The 17,139-nt window shown below is 58.6% G+C and carries 15 protein-coding genes and 1 pseudogene; 3 read left to right on the top strand and 13 right to left on the bottom strand.

What is annotated here, in order from left to right; translation table 11 throughout:
* Positions 1 to 19 precede the first annotated feature (19 nt).
* From FJU30_RS15885 to ibpA, 3 genes are all read right to left on the bottom strand, one after another.
* Positions 20 to 1,678, bottom strand: a complete 1,659-nt coding sequence (locus FJU30_RS15885) for a putative transporter (RefSeq protein WP_150435957.1) — start codon at positions 1,676 to 1,678, stop codon at positions 20 to 22.
* Positions 1,679 to 1,958: 280 nt separating this feature from the next.
* Positions 1,959 to 2,408: a small heat shock chaperone IbpB gene (gene ibpB / locus FJU30_RS15880; protein ID WP_150435956.1), complete on the bottom strand. Its 450-nt coding sequence runs from the start codon at positions 2,406 to 2,408 to the stop codon at positions 1,959 to 1,961.
* Positions 2,409 to 2,579: 171 nt separating this feature from the next.
* Entirely contained in the window at positions 2,580 to 2,993 is a 414-nt protein-coding gene (gene ibpA, locus FJU30_RS15875; RefSeq protein ID WP_150435955.1) for a small heat shock chaperone IbpA, read from the bottom strand.
* Between the two features lie 319 nt (positions 2,994 to 3,312).
* Between ibpA and FJU30_RS15870 the strand changes: the two genes are divergently transcribed.
* Positions 3,313 to 3,642, top strand: a complete 330-nt coding sequence (locus tag FJU30_RS15870) for a YceK/YidQ family lipoprotein (RefSeq protein WP_150436091.1) — start codon at positions 3,313 to 3,315, stop codon at positions 3,640 to 3,642.
* Positions 3,643 to 3,653: 11 nt separating this feature from the next.
* Here FJU30_RS15870 and FJU30_RS15865 read toward each other — a convergent pair whose 3' ends face one another.
* From FJU30_RS15865 to FJU30_RS15830, 8 genes are all read right to left on the bottom strand, one after another.
* Positions 3,654 to 4,664 (bottom strand): LacI family DNA-binding transcriptional regulator, encoded by a 1,011-nt coding sequence (locus FJU30_RS15865; RefSeq protein ID WP_150435954.1) that lies wholly within the window; start codon positions 4,662 to 4,664, stop codon positions 3,654 to 3,656.
* 104 nt (positions 4,665 to 4,768) lie between these two features.
* On the bottom strand, positions 4,769 to 6,283 hold the full coding sequence (locus FJU30_RS15860; RefSeq protein WP_150435953.1) for a tripartite tricarboxylate transporter permease: 1,515 nt from the start codon (positions 6,281 to 6,283) through the stop codon (positions 4,769 to 4,771).
* Positions 6,284 to 6,296: 13 nt separating this feature from the next.
* Positions 6,297 to 6,758 (bottom strand): tripartite tricarboxylate transporter TctB family protein, encoded by a 462-nt coding sequence (locus FJU30_RS15855; RefSeq protein ID WP_150435952.1) that lies wholly within the window; start codon positions 6,756 to 6,758, stop codon positions 6,297 to 6,299.
* Between the two features lie 48 nt (positions 6,759 to 6,806).
* Entirely contained in the window at positions 6,807 to 7,784 is a 978-nt protein-coding gene (locus FJU30_RS15850; RefSeq protein WP_150435951.1) for a tripartite tricarboxylate transporter substrate binding protein, read from the bottom strand.
* Between the two features lie 66 nt (positions 7,785 to 7,850).
* A complete protein-coding gene (locus FJU30_RS15845; protein WP_150435950.1) occupies positions 7,851 to 8,891 on the bottom strand; it encodes a sialidase family protein in 1,041 nt (346 codons plus the stop codon).
* A complete protein-coding gene (locus FJU30_RS15840) occupies positions 8,866 to 9,840 on the bottom strand; it encodes a dihydrodipicolinate synthase family protein (protein WP_150435949.1) in 975 nt (324 codons plus the stop codon). The genes FJU30_RS15845 and FJU30_RS15840 overlap by 26 nt, the downstream gene beginning before the upstream one ends.
* A gap of 4 nt (positions 9,841 to 9,844) precedes the next feature.
* Entirely contained in the window at positions 9,845 to 11,497 is a 1,653-nt protein-coding gene (locus tag FJU30_RS15835; RefSeq protein ID WP_150435948.1) for a signal transduction protein, read from the bottom strand.
* A gap of 398 nt (positions 11,498 to 11,895) precedes the next feature.
* Positions 11,896 to 13,185, bottom strand: coding sequence for a DUF3748 domain-containing protein (locus FJU30_RS15830; protein ID WP_150435947.1), 1,290 nt, complete (start codon positions 13,183 to 13,185; stop codon positions 11,896 to 11,898).
* Positions 13,186 to 13,418: 233 nt separating this feature from the next.
* Here FJU30_RS15830 and bhsA point away from each other — a divergent pair, with 233 nt between their 5' ends.
* Complete coding sequence (gene bhsA / locus FJU30_RS15825; protein WP_150435946.1) at positions 13,419 to 13,676, top strand: multiple stress resistance protein BhsA; 258 nt, start codon at positions 13,419 to 13,421, stop codon at positions 13,674 to 13,676.
* 71 nt (positions 13,677 to 13,747) lie between these two features.
* On the opposite strand, the gene FJU30_RS15820 is transcribed toward bhsA, so the two are convergent.
* Complete coding sequence (locus FJU30_RS15820) at positions 13,748 to 14,293, bottom strand: MarR family winged helix-turn-helix transcriptional regulator (protein WP_150435945.1); 546 nt, start codon at positions 14,291 to 14,293, stop codon at positions 13,748 to 13,750.
* 75 nt (positions 14,294 to 14,368) lie between these two features.
* On the opposite strand from FJU30_RS15820, the pseudogene FJU30_RS15815 reads away from it, so the two are divergent.
* Positions 14,369 to 15,241 (top strand): annotated as a pseudogene (locus FJU30_RS15815) (EamA family transporter); the annotation flags it as partial.
* A gap of 222 nt (positions 15,242 to 15,463) precedes the next feature.
* On the opposite strand, the gene FJU30_RS15810 reads toward FJU30_RS15815, so the two are convergent.
* Positions 15,464 to 16,753, bottom strand: coding sequence for an MFS transporter (locus FJU30_RS15810; protein WP_150435944.1), 1,290 nt, complete (start codon positions 16,751 to 16,753; stop codon positions 15,464 to 15,466).
* Positions 16,754 to 17,139: the final 386 nt, after the last annotated feature.

Below are 17,139 nucleotides of genomic sequence, written 5' to 3'. Positions count from 1 at the left end.
CGGCCGGACGCCTGGGCCGCTACATCGCCCAAAACAGGACCGCCAGCAGTTGGGGCGACATAATGCGCAAAAACATGGCGAGCGGATAGACCGTCGCGTAGGACAGCGCGGCGGCGCCGCTGGTCGCATGCAGCCCGTTGGCGAACGCCAGCGCCGGCGGATCGGTCATTGAGCCGGCCAGCATGCCGCACAGCGTCAGATAGTTCATCTTGCCCAGCACGCGCGCGAGGATACCGACCAGCAACAGCGGCAGTACGGTAATTAACGCTCCGTAGCCCACCCAGACAATACCGTCGCCGTGCGCCAGCGTCTCGACAAAATCGCCGCCGGACTTCAGGCCGACCACGGACAGAAACAGCACGATCCCCAGCTCTCGCAGCGCCAGGTTGGCGCTGGGCGGCATAAACCAGTACAGCTTGCCGATGCCGCCAATCCTCCCCAGTATCAACGCCACCACCAGCGGACCGCCGGCCAGCCCCAGGCGCAGCGCCGCCGGAAAGCCGGGAATAAACAGCGGAATCGAGCCCAGCAGCACCCCCAACCCAATGCCGATAAACACCGGCAGCATCTGCACCTGCTGCAGTTTCTGCTGCGCGTTGCCGACAATATCCGCGACCGCGTCAATCGAGTTTTTGCGGCCGACCAGATTGAGGATATCGCCGAACTGCAGGCTGGCGTTGTGGCTTGCCACCAGCTCCACGCCGGCGCGGTTCAGGCGCGAGATCACCACGTCGTAGTTTTGCTTCAGATTCAGTTCGCGAATTTTTTTTCCAAGCACTTTTTCATTGGTGACCACCACCCGCTCGACGTGCAGCTCTGTGCCCCGGGTGGATAACGAGGTATCGACCTCTTCGCCGATCACCAGCCGCGCCTGGTCGAGATAAGCGCGCATCCCGACCAGATGCAAAAAATCGCCCAGCTGGATCACCGTATTGGGCGACGGCACCATCAGCAAATCGCCGCGTTTCAGGCGAGAGCAGACAATCTCATCGCTATTGAGCACCGGCACGTCCTGAATGGCCAGACCATGCAGATTGCTATTGGCCACCGACACATTCATGGTGTGCAGATGTTCATGATGCTGGCCGCTGCGGGTTTCAAACTGCTGCGCCTCCGTATTGACGCTGACGCGAAAAAGCAGCCGTATCAGCCACATCACCAGCAGAATGCCGCAGATCCCCAGCGGATAGGCCATGGCGTACCCGGTGCCCATACGCTCGACCAGCGCGCTGTCCGAGCCGAGATCCGCCAGGATTTGTTGCCCGGCGCCCAGCGACGGCGTGTTGGTCACCGCGCCGGAGAAGATGCCGAGGATAATCGGTAAGGGAACGGCGAACACTTTGTGAATCAGGATAGTGACCAGCCCGCCCAGCAGCACCGTCAACAGGGCAAAGCCGTTCAGACGCAGGCCGGAAACGCGCAGAGAAGAGAAAAAACCCGGACCGACCTGGATACCGATGGTATAAACGAACAGGATCAGGCCAAACTCCTGAATAAAGTGCAGCATGTCGCCGTTCAGGCTGAACTGAAAATATTGCGCGAAATGGCCGACGATAATGCCGCCAAACAGTACGCCGCCAATCCCCAACCCGACGCCATAAATACGCCAGTTTCCGATCCATAATCCCAGCACGGCGACCAGCGCCAGCATGCTGACCGTAAGCGCAATATCACTCATACTTTCGCCCCTTCATCTTCCACGTTGCAGGCGTGTCGACTTTGCTTAGCGACCCGCGCCGCGGGTTGCCGGGCGCTGAGATTGATCAGCGCCCGAAGATGGTTCGCTTGCCGCCTTAGCGCAGGCGGATACCCGACGGTCAGGAGATCAGCAGGCGCAGTAAACGCTTACGGCCAGCAGGGATTTTGGCAGAATCTCGGGCGGGGGAATGGGGGTTACAGCACAAAAAAAGCCCGTTACTCAGCGAGTAACGGGCAAAACGGAGAGAACAGACCGGAAATTATGATTCTTCGGCCGGCGCCTGTTCGGTCAGCGCCGGGCGCTCTGCGCCAATCGCAATACGCTGCGGCTGCAGCGCCTGCGGAACTTCGCGCACCATATCGATGTGCAGCAGGCCGTTTTCAAACTGTGCGTTGGCGACGTGCAGATGCTCGGCCAGGGTAAAGCTCAGCGAAAAGGCCTTGCACACCAGCCCCTGGTGCAGATACTCCACTTTTCTCTCCGGCGGCGTCGGATTCCCTTTCACCGTCAGGCGCGGCCCTTCCACCTCAATATCCAGTTCACTCTGTTTAAAACCGGCCAGCGCCAGCGAGATGCGGTAATGGTTATCATCCTGTTTTTCGATGTTATAGGGAGGGAATTCCACCGCATCCTGGCCGCCCATAGAGCTGGCTAATTTGTCGAAGCCGATCCACTGACGCAGCAGCGGGGATAAATCGTAGTTACGCATAATAAGACTCCTTCTGTGAAGCGAGATAATTACCCGGCGATGATGGCATAGCCGGAGGCGCCCCCACTCGGTGGCGGACGGATATACGGTTCATCTTTCAGAGCGCAGGAACGTTAATTACCCACACGCTGAAATAATATTAGGGAATAATCATTAACGCCGTTGCGAACGTTATTTAATTTCAATACGGCGCGGTTTCAGCGTTTCCGGCACTATCCGTTCCAGATCGATATACAGCAGACCGTTCTCCAGGTTAGCCCCTTTAATCTGAATATGTTCCGCCAGCTGGAACTTCCGTTCGAAATTACGCTCGGCGATCCCCTGATAGAGATAATTACGGGCGGCCGGTTCATTGCTGTGCGCGCCTTTGACGATCAGTAAATTGTCGTGCGCGGTAATATCCAGTTCGCTTTCGGCGAAACCTGCGACGGCAATGGCTATTCGGTACTGGTTTTCATCGACCAGTTCGACATTATACGGAGGATAACCGCCGTTGCCCTGGCTTTGGCCATTTTCCAGCAGATTAAACAGGCGATCGAAACCGATGGCGGATCGATACAGCGGGGAAAAATCAAGATTACGCATACAGCGGCCTCCTAAAGGATTCAGCGAGGTTCATAAAAAATATACAAACACCTTCCATCATGGACAGGCGACGGCCTGGATACCCTATCGGCGTATCCTTTCTCCAGCCTCACGGTTTAATATGGTGACAGCAGCCAAACTTTCAAGTAGATAAAAGAGAAAAATTATGCCGTCTGCGCAAAACTCGCCGACGGAAGCGGAATTATCACATACACTGGAATCAGGGATGATTATGCCAACAAGGCCTGATGGTATCGCCTTCCATCACCGACAAAATAAACAGGCCTGGGGAATAAGGTTTTCCCCGCTAAATGACGAGATAACTATGCTGAAAAGTGCGCTGATTTCTTTCACTCTGGCCAGCGGAATGCTGTTGTCTGTTAGCGGCTGCTCGAGCGTAATGACGCACACCGGTGACAGTCAGGGATATTATTCCGGCACCCGCGCCGGCGTGGACATGCTGCGGGCGGACGACACCAGTTGGGCGATGGCGCCGCTGGTGGTTATCGACCTGCCGTTTTCGGCCATGCTGGACACGCTGCTGCTGCCTTATGACTATTATCATTCGGATGACCAGGACTCCACTCGCCAGCGTATTCAGCGCAGCGAACAACGCAACGACGTGCTAACTTCGCCGCCGGAGCGCTAACGCCGGCGCGCTCAGGCCGACGCCGTGCCGTTGGCTCGCTGGCGGCGGATCATCGTCATCGGGATAACCGCGCCGGGAACGGATGTCTCCCCATGCAGGGCGCGCTGCATGGCGGAAAACGCCCGATCAACCCAGGCGTCCTCATTCTGCCGCATCGACCAGATATTATTCGCCAGGAACCCGAGCATGCCGTGCTCATCAAACGTGCCGATATTGATATCCGCCGGGATCGCGCCGCAGCGCTCGCGCAATACGCTCAGCCCCCCCTCCAGCACCGGCAGCGACGAAGCGATAAAGGCGCGCGGCGCCTGGCTCTGCTGCAGAAAAAACTGCCGCATCATCCGTTCGCCGTCTTCATGCCGATTATGATCCGCGCGCAGAATCCAGTGCTGGCTTGCCTCGCCCACCACGCTCTGGTAGCCGCGCAGCCGCTCGCGAATCGCCGGCTGTTCGCTATCGCCGGCCATAAAAAACAGCGGCGCCGAACCGCAGGCCGCGCGCATCGCTTCAGCCAGTTGCCTGCCGCCGTTGAAGTTATCGCTGACGATCAGCGGTACGTCGGGCGCGGCGAAATCGCGATCCAGCAGCACCAGCGGGCGCTTGATGCGCCGCAAATGGTGCTCCAGCGACTGCGGCGAACAGGGCACCACGAATAACCCGTCGACGTTGCGCTGCAGCTGCGCCTCCACCAGCTTATTTTCATAAAGAGCGTCGCTGTAGGTGCAGCTGATCATCAGCTGGTAGCCCGCCTCCCGGCAGCGCATCTCCAGCTTTTCCGCCAGGGTGGAAAAAAACAGATTCGACAGGCGCGGAACGATCAGCCCCAGAGTCTCGGTTTTATTCAGCTTCAGGCTGCGGGCGGTATGATTCACGCTGTAGCCATGCTCCGCCACATAGCGGGTAATGCGCGCCTGGGTTTTGTCACTGATGCGATACTGCCGCGCTTTGCCGTTCAGTACCAGCCGCACGGTGGTAATGGACAGGTTTAACGCATTCGCTATCTGTTCGACCGTTTTTGCCATAAAAATACGCCAGAACGCTTTCCGTGAATAAATTGAATGGCAAAGTATATCATCGGCTCAAATCCGCACCAGCGCCCCGGCCGCCGCGCCCGCTCGTTCCGGCTTCAGCTTTGCGCCGTCTTTTTCCCGCGCCGTTTTTTCAGCGCCGGCGACAGGATCGGCAAAACCAGCGTCAGCAGCGCGATAACGATAAACGCGGCGCAAACCGGACGGGTGAAAAAGATCGAGATATCGCCTTGCGACATCATCAGCGAGCGACGCAGATTGGTTTCCGCCAGCGGGCCGAGAATAATGCCGATAACGATCGGCGACATGGAAAAATCCAGTTTAATCAGAATATAGGCGAGGATCCCCGCGCCCATCATAACGAACACATCCACCATGCTGTGGTTCACGGTATAGGCGCCCACGGTGCACAGCAGCAAAATGGTCGGCACCAGAATAGTACGCGGAATATCCATCACCTTGACGAACAGCTTCATACCCATAAAGCCGAGCAGCCCCATAAACAAGTTGGCCAGCATCAGGCCAATAAAAATGGTGTTAACCTCGACCGGATGTTCGGTAAACAGCTGCGGCCCCAGCGCCAGCCCCTGCACCAGAAAGGCGCCCATAATAATCGCCGTCGCGCCGTCGCCGGGAATGCCCAGCGTCATTAACGGCACCATACAGCCGCCTGAAACCGCATTGGCGCCCGCTTCCGGCGCGGATACGCCCTCCGGCGAACCCTTGCCGAACTCTTCCGGTTTTTTCGACCAGCGCTTCGCCTCGTTGTAGGCGATCCAGGAGGAAATATCGCCGCCGACGCCGGGAATGGTGCCGATCGCCGTACCGATCGCCGAAGACCGGAGCCAGGTCGGCAGGCAACGTTTGAAATCGCTCCAGCTGGGCAGAATACGGGTAATTTTCGCAACATGTTTTTGTACGCTGTGGCTCACGCGTTCGCGGTAATCCTCCTCAAAGCTAAGCAGTCCCTGCGAAAAGGCGAACAGCCCGACCAGCACTGGAATAAACGATACGCCGCCCATTAACCAGACCGAATCAAAGGTAAAGCGCATCCCGCTGGTCATCGGGTCCAGGCCAATGGTGGCGATCGCCAGACCAAGCCCGCCGCCCATCAGCCCTTTGATGATCGACTGCGACGACACGCTGGTGATGATGCTGATGCCAAAGATGGCCAGCGCGAAATATTCCGGCGCGGAGAACCCCGTCGCCACGGTGGCCAGCAGCGGCGCGACCAGGATCAGGGCGATGGTGCTGAACACGCCGCCGAACAGCGACCCCATGGTGGACAAACCGAGCGCCCGCCCGGCCTCCCCCCGTTTCGCCATGGGATAGCCATCCAGCACCGTCGCGGCGGAGGCCGGCGTCCCCGGCGTGCTGATCAGAATGGCGGTGATCGAACCGCCATAAATCGCCCCGCAGTACACGCCCAGCAGCAGCAGAATACCGCTGACGCCCTGAAATGAGTATGTCAGCGGCAGTAACAGCGCAATACCCATATTCACCGTCAGCCCGGGAATAATACCAATCAAAATACCCGCCAGCGCGCCCAGAAAAATAACGCTGATGGTGTCAAAACTAAAAACGACGGCAAAAGCGGTCAACACTTCGTTCATAATGATTCCCTTTTCAGGACTCGCTGAAAACTGAAGTTGGCAAAGGAGAATTGAACAAATAAGTAAAAGAGAGGTAGACGGCGGCGACAATCAACAGCGTCGAAAACGCAATATATCCGGCTCGCCGTTCACGCATAAATAACATGGTGAGCGGAATAAAAATAACGGCGGATAAAATAAAACCGGCCAGCGACAGCATCACGCCGTATAGCAGGGTCATGCCACTCAAAAGACCGGTTTTTCGGACAAACGCAGAAGAGAGATCGACCGTTTTTTCCGCCTGATGACGCTGTTTAAACACCACGCCCAGCTGGAGCACGCCGAGTAAAATAAACAGCCACGCCAGACCAAAAGGCCAGAAGCGTTCGCCAGGCACGCCATATTCATCAAACATCGACATCGTACGCGACAGAAAGAGGATTAAGCCGCCCAGCCCCGCCGACAATAGCCCGACCAGGATATCAAACTTACGCATAATGATTCTCCCGCCCGCCGGCGCGGACCGGCAGGCGCGTTACGCGGATTATTTCTTCAGGGTGTCCGCAATCAGCTGTTTATACATCTCATCATCTTCCCGCATCATTTTCAGCGCGTCCTCGCCAACGATGGTGACCGGCATAATTCCCTGTTTGCGCACCGCATCCTGATAAGCCGGCGTATTCACCACCTCGGCGAAGGTGTTGACCAACTGCTCGCTGATCTCCGCCGGCACCTTTGCCGTGGTGGCCAGCACCGCCCACGCGCGCATTTTTACGTTAACGTCCAGTTGCAGCGCCTCTTTGATCGTCGGCACCTGCGGAAACAGTTCAAAACGTTTCTCGTCCATCACCGCCAGCACTCGTAAAATTCCCGCATCGACCTGGGATTTCACCGCGCCCGGCGTGGTTAACACGGCGTCGATATGGCCGCCCACCAGCGCGGCGATGGAAGGCCCGGTGCCTTCGTTATACGGAATGTGATTAAATTTCGTCCCGGTGGTTTTCTCAATATTGACCGCGGCAAGGTGATAAATCGCCCCCATGCCCGAGTTGCCAACCTTTAATTTTCCCGGCTGTTGCCCGGCGGCGTGAATAAAATCCGCCAGCGTGTCATAACCCGCGTCCGCTTTCACCACGATGGACACCGGGTCGGCGATCGTCGTCACCAGCGGAGTAAAATCCCGCCAGGTGACCGGAGATTTATTCTGGTAAGGAAACATCGCCAGCTCCACCGTAGTCATCACCAGCTTATAGCCATCAGGCCGCGCCTTCGCCACCTCGATCAGTCCGGTGATGCCGTTGCCGGCCGGTTTATTGACCGGCACGAAAATAACCCCTTTCGGCAACCGATCCTTCGTATATTCGATCAACGTTCTGGCGGAGGTATCGGTACCGCCGCCGGGGTTTTTGGGAATAACGACTTCAATATTTTTCTTTGCGTACGTTAATGTTTGCTGCGCCAGCGTCTGACCGGCCGGCAAGGACAGCGCGGAGGCCAGCAGCATAAGCAAATATTTGTTCATCGGATTCTCCATTTTATTATCTGTAGGGTCAGTGAAGGAGACGACTGATCTGGCAAAAACGACAATCTATAGGGCGACGTTCTGGTAAATAATATTGGTCCGGTTGCAGGTATACGTAATATGCAGGCTGTTACGCCCGGCGATAATCGCGGGATAAGAGAACTCGCCCGCCTCGTTTTCCAGATCGCCCAGATGCCGCCACGTCATGCCATTGTCGGCGGACGCGATCAGCGACAGCGGATAGCGCCGGCTCCAGTTGCCGGCTATCGGGTTGCAGGCCAGCACCAGCCGCCCGTCGCCGAGGTGCGCGAGATCAATCCCGCTATTATTATTCGCCAGCTCAGTGGGCCGGGCCGGCGACCAGCGCCGGCCATAATCCGCCGAATCGCTGCGATACAGACATCCTCTGGTGCTGCGCATCAACAAATGAATATGGCCGGGACGGGATTCCCACGCCGTTGGCTGGATCACGCCATCCCACTGAAAAACCCGGCTCAGATCGTTTTCCCACAGGGCGTTCTGCTGTAATCCCTGCCAGAGCGACGGCGGCGGCGCGGCGTCCGGCGCGATGTGGCGAAGCGGCACCGCTACGCGCCGCCATTGCCGGCCCCAATCCGCGCTGATATCGACAAACGCGTCCCAGTAACGGTCGTCCTCAACCGAAGCGCCGGCCAGCCATTCGCCGTTCGACATGACCAGCAGTTTGTTTTTTACCGGCCCGCGAGGCTGCAAATCGCCCGCCACCAGCGCGCGCGGCGGCGACCAGCTGACGCCGTCGTCATCCGACACCGCTACCCGGGTCAGCCAGCGGTGCACGTCCGGCCCGGTCTTATAGAACAGCCACAGCCGCTTATCCTGGCGGTGCAGCACCGGATTCCAGTGCGCCAGGCCCGGCTGCGCCAGCACGCGGCGCGGTGCCGACCAGCCGCCCTGCCGATAGCGGGCTAACCAGATCGCCGTATCCCCGCTGCCTTCCTTCTCGCCGGCGAACCAGGCCGCCAGCAGCCCGTCGTCGGGCAAGGTCACCAGCGTAGAAGCGTGGCAACTGGCGAAATAATGACGATCGGCGGGAATCAGTTCATCACGCCGGATTTGAGTCAACGCCATGGCCGCCTCCCGACGTTAACGTTTTCAGCTGTATCGCCTCGCCCAGCCGCATCATGCCGTCGATCGCCTGCGGGAAGAAACCGGATGGATAGGCCGCGCTGTCGCGCACCCGGCAGGCATAGGTGGAAAAATTGCCCATCTGCTGCTGAAAATATTTCGCGCACGCCGGATAGTCGAGATTCTCCACCAGCGCCGCGGTGGACAGATAATCCGCCAGGCGCCCGGCCTGGCGCGGCTGTTCGCGCCAGTGTTCGTACAACCAGACATAAAGCCGCGGATGAAAGTTGGCCATTACGCCGCTGTAGGCCTGACAGCCGGCCTGGAAAGAAGCCAGCAACGTCTGACTGTTGGCGTTGGCCAGATGCAAACGGCTGCCTGCAGCCAGCCGCAGACGCCGTTTAATGGTGGGTAAATCGCAGCAGGTGTCTTTGATGAATCGATAACGTCCGCTCTGCGCGCACCAGGCCACGGTGTCGTCCGACAGCAGGCGCTTGTAGGGATAAGGGCACTCATAGATGCCCAGATCCAGCGCCGGCAGCTGCGCGGTGAGCGCCTGCAGCGCCGCCAGCATCCGTTCGTCGGACTCCCCGGCCAGCGCCAGACGGTTGGCGATCAGTATCAGGCCGTCCACGCCGGTTTCCGCCAGCGCGCTCAGTTGATCGACCTGCTGACTCGGCGCGCTGGCGGTATGGCCGGACGCCACCACCGGTACGCGGCCGTTCACCTGGCGCACGATAAAACGCACCAGTTCGACCGTTTCGCGATCGCTTAAGAAGAACATCTCGCTCGACTGGCAGGCGGCGAACAGGCCATGTACGCCGGAAGCCAGATACCACTCCACCAGACGGGCCAGCGAGGGGTAATCGATTTCGCGCCGCTCATCGAAAGGAGTCAGCATCACCGGCCAAATACCGGTGTATTTTTGCGTTTCATCCGCTATCTGGCGCATGGCTTCACCTCGTCAACACGTCGGCGGCGTCACCGGCGGCGTATACCCGAATGTTTTGCGTCAGCGCCTGCGCGACGAAAGCCTGCACAACGTCGGTCAGCGCCGCCTCATCCACATAGGCGACAGTCAGGTGGTTGCTCTGGTGTCCGGCCATCAGCTCATCGCGGCTCACCCCATCCAGCACCGCATTCAGCAGCGGCCACTCATAATTAGTGGCGCGCCGCCGCCGTTCAAACTCCTCTGCCGGCAGTTCCACCGCCGTGCCGGTGCCGATATGCATCACCACCTCGACGCCTTCATAGTGGGCGCGCGCCCAGATAAAACGCCCGGCTTTGCTTTGCCCGGCGATAGTCGAACCGCCGTAAGGGAAAAACATCGCCGGCTGACGATAGCCGGTCGCGCCGGCGATGCCGCCTTTCAGATGAGCGAACGGCACGGCGCCGGAAATTTCCAGATCCCAGTAGAAGGTGCCCTGGTAATCGCTGCCCCAGCGTACGTCATGCAGCGTGGTTTCGGCCGGCATGCCCAGCGCCTGTAATAGCTGCGCCAGCATCACCTGCGGAATGGCGCTGCCCATATCGACTTCATTCACGCAGGGAATGGCGCGATCCGGCCAGATAATGTCGCCGTTTTCATCCGGTATCGGGAAACGCTCGGCGTTGCCGATCGCGCCCTCGGCGAAGTCAGAGGCGGCGCAGCTGTCCTTCAGGCCCTGCTGATACTGCACTCCCACGGCGGACAGGCCAAAGCGCTGAACGAAACGCGCCATGGCGATCATCATCGCGCACTGTTCCAGCACCTGCGCGCGGGTCAGTTGCTGACTGCCGTCCTCGCCAAATTCGAAACGCATGCCGCGCTGTTCGTACCACTGCAGGCAGGTTTCGCGCAGCGCTGGCGGCACTTTCGCCATTTCCACCAGCAGAGCCGACTGCGACAGCGATTCGATCGGCAGGCCGATATTGATCATTGACTGCTGAGGGAACACGCCGTTAATCATGCCCATGCAAAACGTATCGAACAGCCCGACGATCGCCTTACGGCGTAAAATAGACTCTCCGACCTGGCGGCCGATCTGGCCGGCGGCGCTGGCCACCACCGGGTGCGTGGCGGAAATGGCGTGCAGATAGCGAGTGTTGTGCGCGATCGCGCCGTCACGCAGCCAGTTAGCCAGACCGCGGAGGAAAAACTCGTCGTTGAACTCTTCCGACCACAGGCGGGAATAGGCGCGCCCAAGGCTGGTCAGGCAACCCGCCATGCACAGCATGCCGACCAGGCCGGGCCAGGTGCCGTTAAAGTTCGCCAGCAGCAATATTGGCCCGCGATGGTGCGCCAGCGACGGCGCAATATGGTGTGAATACTGCCACGCCGTCAGCAGAACGATCAGCGGCGCATCGGGATCGATGGCGGCGAATAGATCGCTGCCCTCGCGCTGACTGCTGATAAAGCCATGGCCGCGCTGCGGATTAAAGGGGTGCGCGCGTTTCAGCGTATAGCCCAGGCTGTTCAGTTCGAGCTGCAGTCGCTGCTCGAACTGGTGCTGGACCGGCCAGCAGGTCACATTCGCCGGCTCGCGTAAATCCGCGTTGGTGATCAGCAAAACTTCGCGCGTCTGTGCGCGGATGGGGGATGGCGCAGCGGGAAGATGTAGCGTCAACATGCTCTGCTCCTTATCGGGACAAGGGAAAACGGAACCGGCCCGGCGTGAATGCCGCGATGCCCGTTTGCGACGCCTGCCGCCGCTGTTTCGGCGAGCCGGCCGGCGTACGCCCGGTGATGCACGCACCGGCTGAGCCGCCTGACCAATTGATTTTTAATCGGCGTAAAACTAAAGCTAACTCGAGTTAGCAATCTATTTTAACCAAAAAGAATGTACAACGGATTTAATGCGGAAATGTGAGGCAGGTCGGAGAGCAAAAAACAATCGCCCCGAATAACAACGGGTTAAACAATGAACAACGAAACGAAGCGCGCCTGACGGCCAGCGATCGCCGGCAACGGCCCGGGACCAGGGCGCCGCGCGCCCGACGCCGTTATCAGACGCCGGGTCGATTGCGGCTACGCCGACGGCACCACAAAGACCTGATTAGCGCCGTCCACCGCGCGCATAAAAGCGATGTAGCGCCCGTCGGGAGAAAACACCACGGCATCGGGGCTGGGAGCGATTTCCGTTCGTTCGGTAAGACGCGTCAGCGCGCCGCTGGCGGCGTCGCACAGCATAATGCTGTTATCGCAGACCAGCGCCAGTGCGCCGCCCTGAGGATGCCAGCTGAACGCCGACTGCACCGACTGCTCGCTCCGGGTCACCTGGCGCGGCGGACCGCCCAACGGAGAGATGGTCCACAGCTGAACGATGCCGGCATCGTCCTTCATCAGAAAAGCGATTTCGCGGCCAGACGGCGAAGCGCGCAGCCAATGGCGCGGCTGGCTGACCAGGCCAGGATAACGACGCCGGTGCGTAAAGGTCAGGCGCCGCTGCCTCACCCCGCGCGGCGGAGCAGGTAGCGTGGCTTCCGTTCCGGCCAGCGGATCGTCGCCGGCCGCGGCGTAATCCTCCAGTCGTTCGGGCAGATCGACCAGAAAGACCTCCGGCACCTTTTCTCCCGTCGATGACAGCGTGTCGCCGATAAACGCCAGAGCTCGCCGCTGCCAGCCGCCGTCGGCGCGGCGATAGCCGTGGACGCCGACCCAGCCCTCTTCATAAGCGCGGTTGATTTCGTCGCTGCCGGGCCGCGGCTGCGGCGTAGTCCGGCTCACCAGCACGCAATAGTGGCTGCCGTCATATTCCCGCGCATGGCGCCTGGGCACGCTCACCGGACGCAGCGGCACGGCCACCCCGACATTGCGTAAATCCAGCGCAGGATCGCGCTGGTGCAGGACATGGTCGTTATAAGTAAAACTGATCAAACGGCCATCCGGGCTAAAAACATGAACATGCGAACCGCCACGCAGAGCGCCGTCGACGTAAGGCGCAGTGATCGAACAGGCATCCAGCGTCACCGCCCTGCCGCGCCGCTCGTCGCTGACGATCACCCCCCGGCGATGATGGAAATCATAGTGCCAGTCGTCATCGGGATTTTCCGGCCCGTGAATAAAAACATAGCGCAGCGGCGCTGCCGGGCTACAGGTAACCACGCCAACGTGCGCGCCGTCACCGGCGCGGTAAATCACCTCTTTTTTCAAGCTGTTAATATTCACCCGTTCTATAGTCAACCCTGTGAAAGAAGATCCAGCCGGCCTGACGTCATAAACCAGCCACTCAGAATCCATAGACCAGATGCTAGTATTGGTAATTTGCGAGCCGGTAGCATTAAATGTCAATCTGATTTCGTTATTCACAACTAACATCCAAATATGTGGCTAAAATTCAATATATTGTAAATTAAAATCATGTTTTTGTATAAATACTTGATTTATAAACAATATAATTAATATTAACGGATTTATTTAATTCAAAAAAACAGAACAAGATAATCAATAACATCCGTTTTTTAATTTTTAAGCCTTGTCGTAACCTTATTCGTACCGAAAGGGGAACGCCCTTTCACTCCGACAAAAACAGTGTAAAAAGGATAAACATTATGAAAACCATGAAAACTTTCGCCATCGCGACCGTATTTTCCGCCCTGTCCTTCGGCGCCTTTGCCGCCGACTACGTCAGCCCGCAACAGACGCAGCAGCTGGAAAAAATCGGCGTTGTTTCCGCCCGCGCCGCTGACCTGAGCAGCCTGAAAGCACAGCTGGCGGAAAAAGCGGATAAAGCCGGCGCCAAAGCCTACAGTATCACCTATGCCGGCGGTCACGATCGTCTGCTGGGTACGGCCACTATCTATAACTAATATTTTGTCGCGGTTGCCCGCGCCCCGCTTTGCCTCCTACCCTCATGGCAAAGCGGGTTTTTTATGGCGGGTTATTCCTGCCGCGCCCCGACCTGGTCGTCGCCCGCTTCTTCTTCCCCCTCCAGCGCCAGCAGCAACGCCGACAAATGGTCATCCAGCGCCGCTAAATCGGCAGCCGGCAACGCGGACAGAATAGTACGCTCGTTCTCAATATGCGCCTCGACCGCGCGATTAATCAGCGCCAGGCCCGCCGGCGTCAGTTGCACCAGCATGCTGCGCGCATCTTTGCTGTTAGGCACCCGCCGCACCAGCCCGCTTCCCTCCAGACGCTGCAGGCGATGCGTCATGGTGCCGGAGGTAATCATCAGATCGGAAAACAGAGCAGTCGGCGCCATACAGTGGGGCTGGCCGTTACGTCGCAGCGTCGCCAGCACATCGAACTCCCAGGACGTCATGCTGAAGTCGGTAAAGGTGCGATCAAGGCGCCGGCGCAACAGCGCCGCGCAGCGTCCGAGGCGGCCAATCGGTCCCATCGGGCTGACGTCCAGATCCGGGCGTTCGCGTCGCCACTGCTGCAGAATGGTGTCCACCTTATCGCACGGGCGTTGTTTGCTCATCTCCCCTCCATATATCTTGATATCAAGATAAATTATCGTCAGGCTTCTATTTTATCTTGAATTGAAGGTAATTACATGTCCCATCACTCCCCGCCCCGCCCGGCATTCGATACCCTGCTCACCGCGCTGGCTCCCGTTATCTGGGGTTCCACCTATATCGTAGCGTCAGAACTGTTGCCGCCCGACCGCCCCTTTACCGCCGCGCTGATCCGGGTTCTGCCGGCGGGGCTGCTGCTGATTTTGTTGACCAGACGCCAGCCCGCCAAAGGTGAATAGGGACGCCTGCTGACGCTGGCCGCATTGAATATCGGCGTGTTTCAGGCGCTGCTGTTTGTCGCCGCGCTGCGGCTGCCCGGCGGCCTGGCCGCGGTGCTGGGCGCGATCCAGCCGCTGCTGGTGATGGCGCTGGCCTGGGGCGTCGATCGGCAATCTCCGGCCCGCCTGGCGCTGGGAGCCAGTATTCTGGCCATCTTCGGCATGGCGCTGCTGCTGCTGTCGCCCGACGCCGTACGCGATCCGATTGGCATCTGCGCCGCGCTGGCCGGCGCCGGCTGTATGGCGGCCGGCACATGGCTCACGCGCCGCTGGAAACTGTCGATGCCGGTGCTGGCGCTAACCGGCTGGCAGCTATTGGCCGGCGGCCTGATGCTGGCGCCGGTGGCCTGGACGCTGGACGCCCCGCTGCCGGCGCTCTCTCCGCTGCAGATCGCCGCCTACGCATGGCTGTGTCTCGCCGGCGCGCTGCTGGCCTACGCATTATGGTTTCGCGGCGTTACCCGTCTCTCGTCGGTCGCGGTTTCATCGCTGAGTCTGTTAAGCCCGCTGACGGCGGTGGTGTTGGGCTGGCTCTTCCTGGCGCAGACCGTGACCGGCGCGGCGCTGTTTGGGCTGTTCATCGTGCTGGGCAGCGTACTGACCGTACAGTGGGCCGCCGGCCGGCAGAACGCGGCGCAAAATGCCGCGCGTATCTATGCCGATGCCGATCGACAGCAGGGAGAAACGGCAGACAAACGGCGCGCCGAAGCGCCTAATGTCGAATGCATCGCGCGCAAATGATTGCCGGCGCGATCGCGCCGGCAATCAAAAACCACCTCCCGAGGAGGTAGCTTAGGGCTGACAATAAAAAACGGACTCGCCGCCAGCGAGTCCGCTGTCGTCAAGGTTCGGCGGTTAACCGACGCGTTTAATATCGCCCACCAGGAAAATGTAGGACAGCGCGCCCACCAGCGCAACGCCGGCAATATAAGTCAGCGCCGGGGCGAAGCCATAATCCTGCGCCAGGTAGCCGATGACCAGCGGCACCGTGATGCCGCCCAGACCGCCGACAAAGTTGAACACCCCGCCGGTCAGACCGATCAGGCGCACCGGCGCCAGCGAAGAAACCAGCGACCACGTAATAGAGGCAAAACCATTGCCGAAAAACGCCAGCGCCATCAGGCCCATAATCCACAACGGATCGTTGGTGTAGTTAGCCCCCATGATGCAGGTCGAAATCAACAGCCCGCAAATAATCGGCGTTTTACGCGCAAACCCCAGCGATTTGCCGTTGCGCACCAGCCGATCGGCCACAAAACCGGAGAGCAGAACGCCGATAAACGCGGCCAGGAAAGGCACCACCGTCATAAAACCGGCGGTCAGCGCGGCAATCTGTTTCTCCTGCGTCAGATAGTTGGGGAACCAGGTCAGGAAGAACCACAGGGTCGAGGTCACCGCAAACTGCCCGATATAAACCCCCACCAGCTTACGATTAAACACCAGTTTCCAGTCCGCCGAGGTTAACGGCGTACGCGTTTTCTGACCGGACGGCGCATCGCCGTCGATAATGCCGCCGCCGGCTTTGATATACTCCAGCTCCGCATTATTCACGCCTTTGCTCTTGCGCGGTGGCTGATAGACAAAATGCCAAATCAACGCCCAGATAATGCCGATGCCGCCGGTAATGATAAATACCCAGTGCCAGCTCAGGACTTCCTGCACCCAGATTAATAACGGAGTGAGAAACGCCAGACCGACAAACTGGCCGGAGGTATAAAAGCCCACCGCGGAGGCGCGCTCCTGCTCCGGGAACCAGCTGGTGACCATGCGGTTATTGGTGGGGAAAGCCGGCGCCTCAAATAACCCCGTCACCGCCCGCAGACTAATTAATGAAATCAGACCATTGGCGAAACCCTGCAGTAATGTCGCCACCGACCAGCCAAAAATAGCGATAAAGTAGGTGACTTTCGATCCCATACGGTCGAGAAACCAGCCGCCGGGGATCTGGCACAGGGTGTAGGTCCAGGCAAAGGCCGAAAAGATATAGCCCATCTGGGCTTTCGTGATGCCGAATTCTTCCTGAATATGCGCCGAAGCCACCGCCAGGTTGGCCCTGTCCACGTAGCAGATGACCACGGTGATAAAAATCATCAGTAGGGTAAGATAACGTCTTTTTGTCGGTCGGGTAGTTAATGTCATGTCCATCTTATATCCTGTTATCGCTATTTATTTTGCAATACTGATGAAAACGCGATTCATCAGCTATTTTTTAGATAACAACATCAGCAGGCGGCTATGCGTTATACCCTCAAATTCCAACAGTCCGAAATTTATTGGGTAAATATGAACAGTTAATTCAGAAAAAATAGATCCCCGTCACAAAGCTATGTGATATTCATTCATTCCATTATTTACACCCTAAATAATTCAAGTTGCGCGACAATACGCTATCGTTTTGAACGCCGAAATGGGCGAGGCTGGCGCTGGGCCGGCTCACGCCACGCCTCTGCAACTTGAAGTATAACGAGCATACTCCCTTCATCTTTCAGGTTGCGGCGACATCAGCAACCTGAAATCCGTCAGGTATATTT

The organism is Affinibrenneria salicis (assembly GCF_008710095.1).
Note: the sequence above shows the minus strand (reverse complement) of the source record. Positions and strands in the feature narration are given on the sequence as shown.

Excerpts from the sequence above, each read along its gene's own strand:
- bhsA (WP_150435946.1), top strand. The coding sequence starts at position 13,419 with ATGAAAACCATGAAAACTTTCGCCATCGCGACCGTATTTTCCGCCCTG.
- FJU30_RS15835 (WP_150435948.1), bottom strand. The coding sequence starts at position 11,497 with ATGTTGACGCTACATCTTCCCGCTGCGCCATCCCCCATCCGCGCACAG.
- FJU30_RS15820 (WP_150435945.1), bottom strand. The coding sequence starts at position 14,293 with ATGAGCAAACAACGCCCGTGCGATAAGGTGGACACCATTCTGCAGCAG.
- FJU30_RS15840 (WP_150435949.1), bottom strand. The coding sequence starts at position 9,840 with ATGCGCCAGATAGCGGATGAAACGCAAAAATACACCGGTATTTGGCCG.
- FJU30_RS15850 (WP_150435951.1), bottom strand. The coding sequence starts at position 7,784 with ATGAACAAATATTTGCTTATGCTGCTGGCCTCCGCGCTGTCCTTGCCG.
- ibpB (WP_150435956.1), bottom strand. The coding sequence starts at position 2,408 with ATGCGTAACTACGATTTATCCCCGCTGCTGCGTCAGTGGATCGGCTTC.
- FJU30_RS15855 (WP_150435952.1), bottom strand. The coding sequence starts at position 6,758 with ATGCGTAAGTTTGATATCCTGGTCGGGCTATTGTCGGCGGGGCTGGGC.
- ibpA (WP_150435955.1), bottom strand. The coding sequence starts at position 2,993 with ATGCGTAATCTTGATTTTTCCCCGCTGTATCGATCCGCCATCGGTTTC.
- FJU30_RS15885 (WP_150435957.1), bottom strand. The coding sequence starts at position 1,678 with ATGAGTGATATTGCGCTTACGGTCAGCATGCTGGCGCTGGTCGCCGTG.
- FJU30_RS15845 (WP_150435950.1), bottom strand. The coding sequence starts at position 8,891 with ATGGCGTTGACTCAAATCCGGCGTGATGAACTGATTCCCGCCGATCGT.
- FJU30_RS15860 (WP_150435953.1), bottom strand. The coding sequence starts at position 6,283 with ATGAACGAAGTGTTGACCGCTTTTGCCGTCGTTTTTAGTTTTGACACC.
- FJU30_RS15865 (WP_150435954.1), bottom strand. The coding sequence starts at position 4,664 with ATGGCAAAAACGGTCGAACAGATAGCGAATGCGTTAAACCTGTCCATT.
- FJU30_RS15810 (WP_150435944.1), bottom strand. The coding sequence starts at position 16,753 with ATGGACATGACATTAACTACCCGACCGACAAAAAGACGTTATCTTACC.
- FJU30_RS15830 (WP_150435947.1), bottom strand. The coding sequence starts at position 13,185 with ATGTTAGTTGTGAATAACGAAATCAGATTGACATTTAATGCTACCGGC.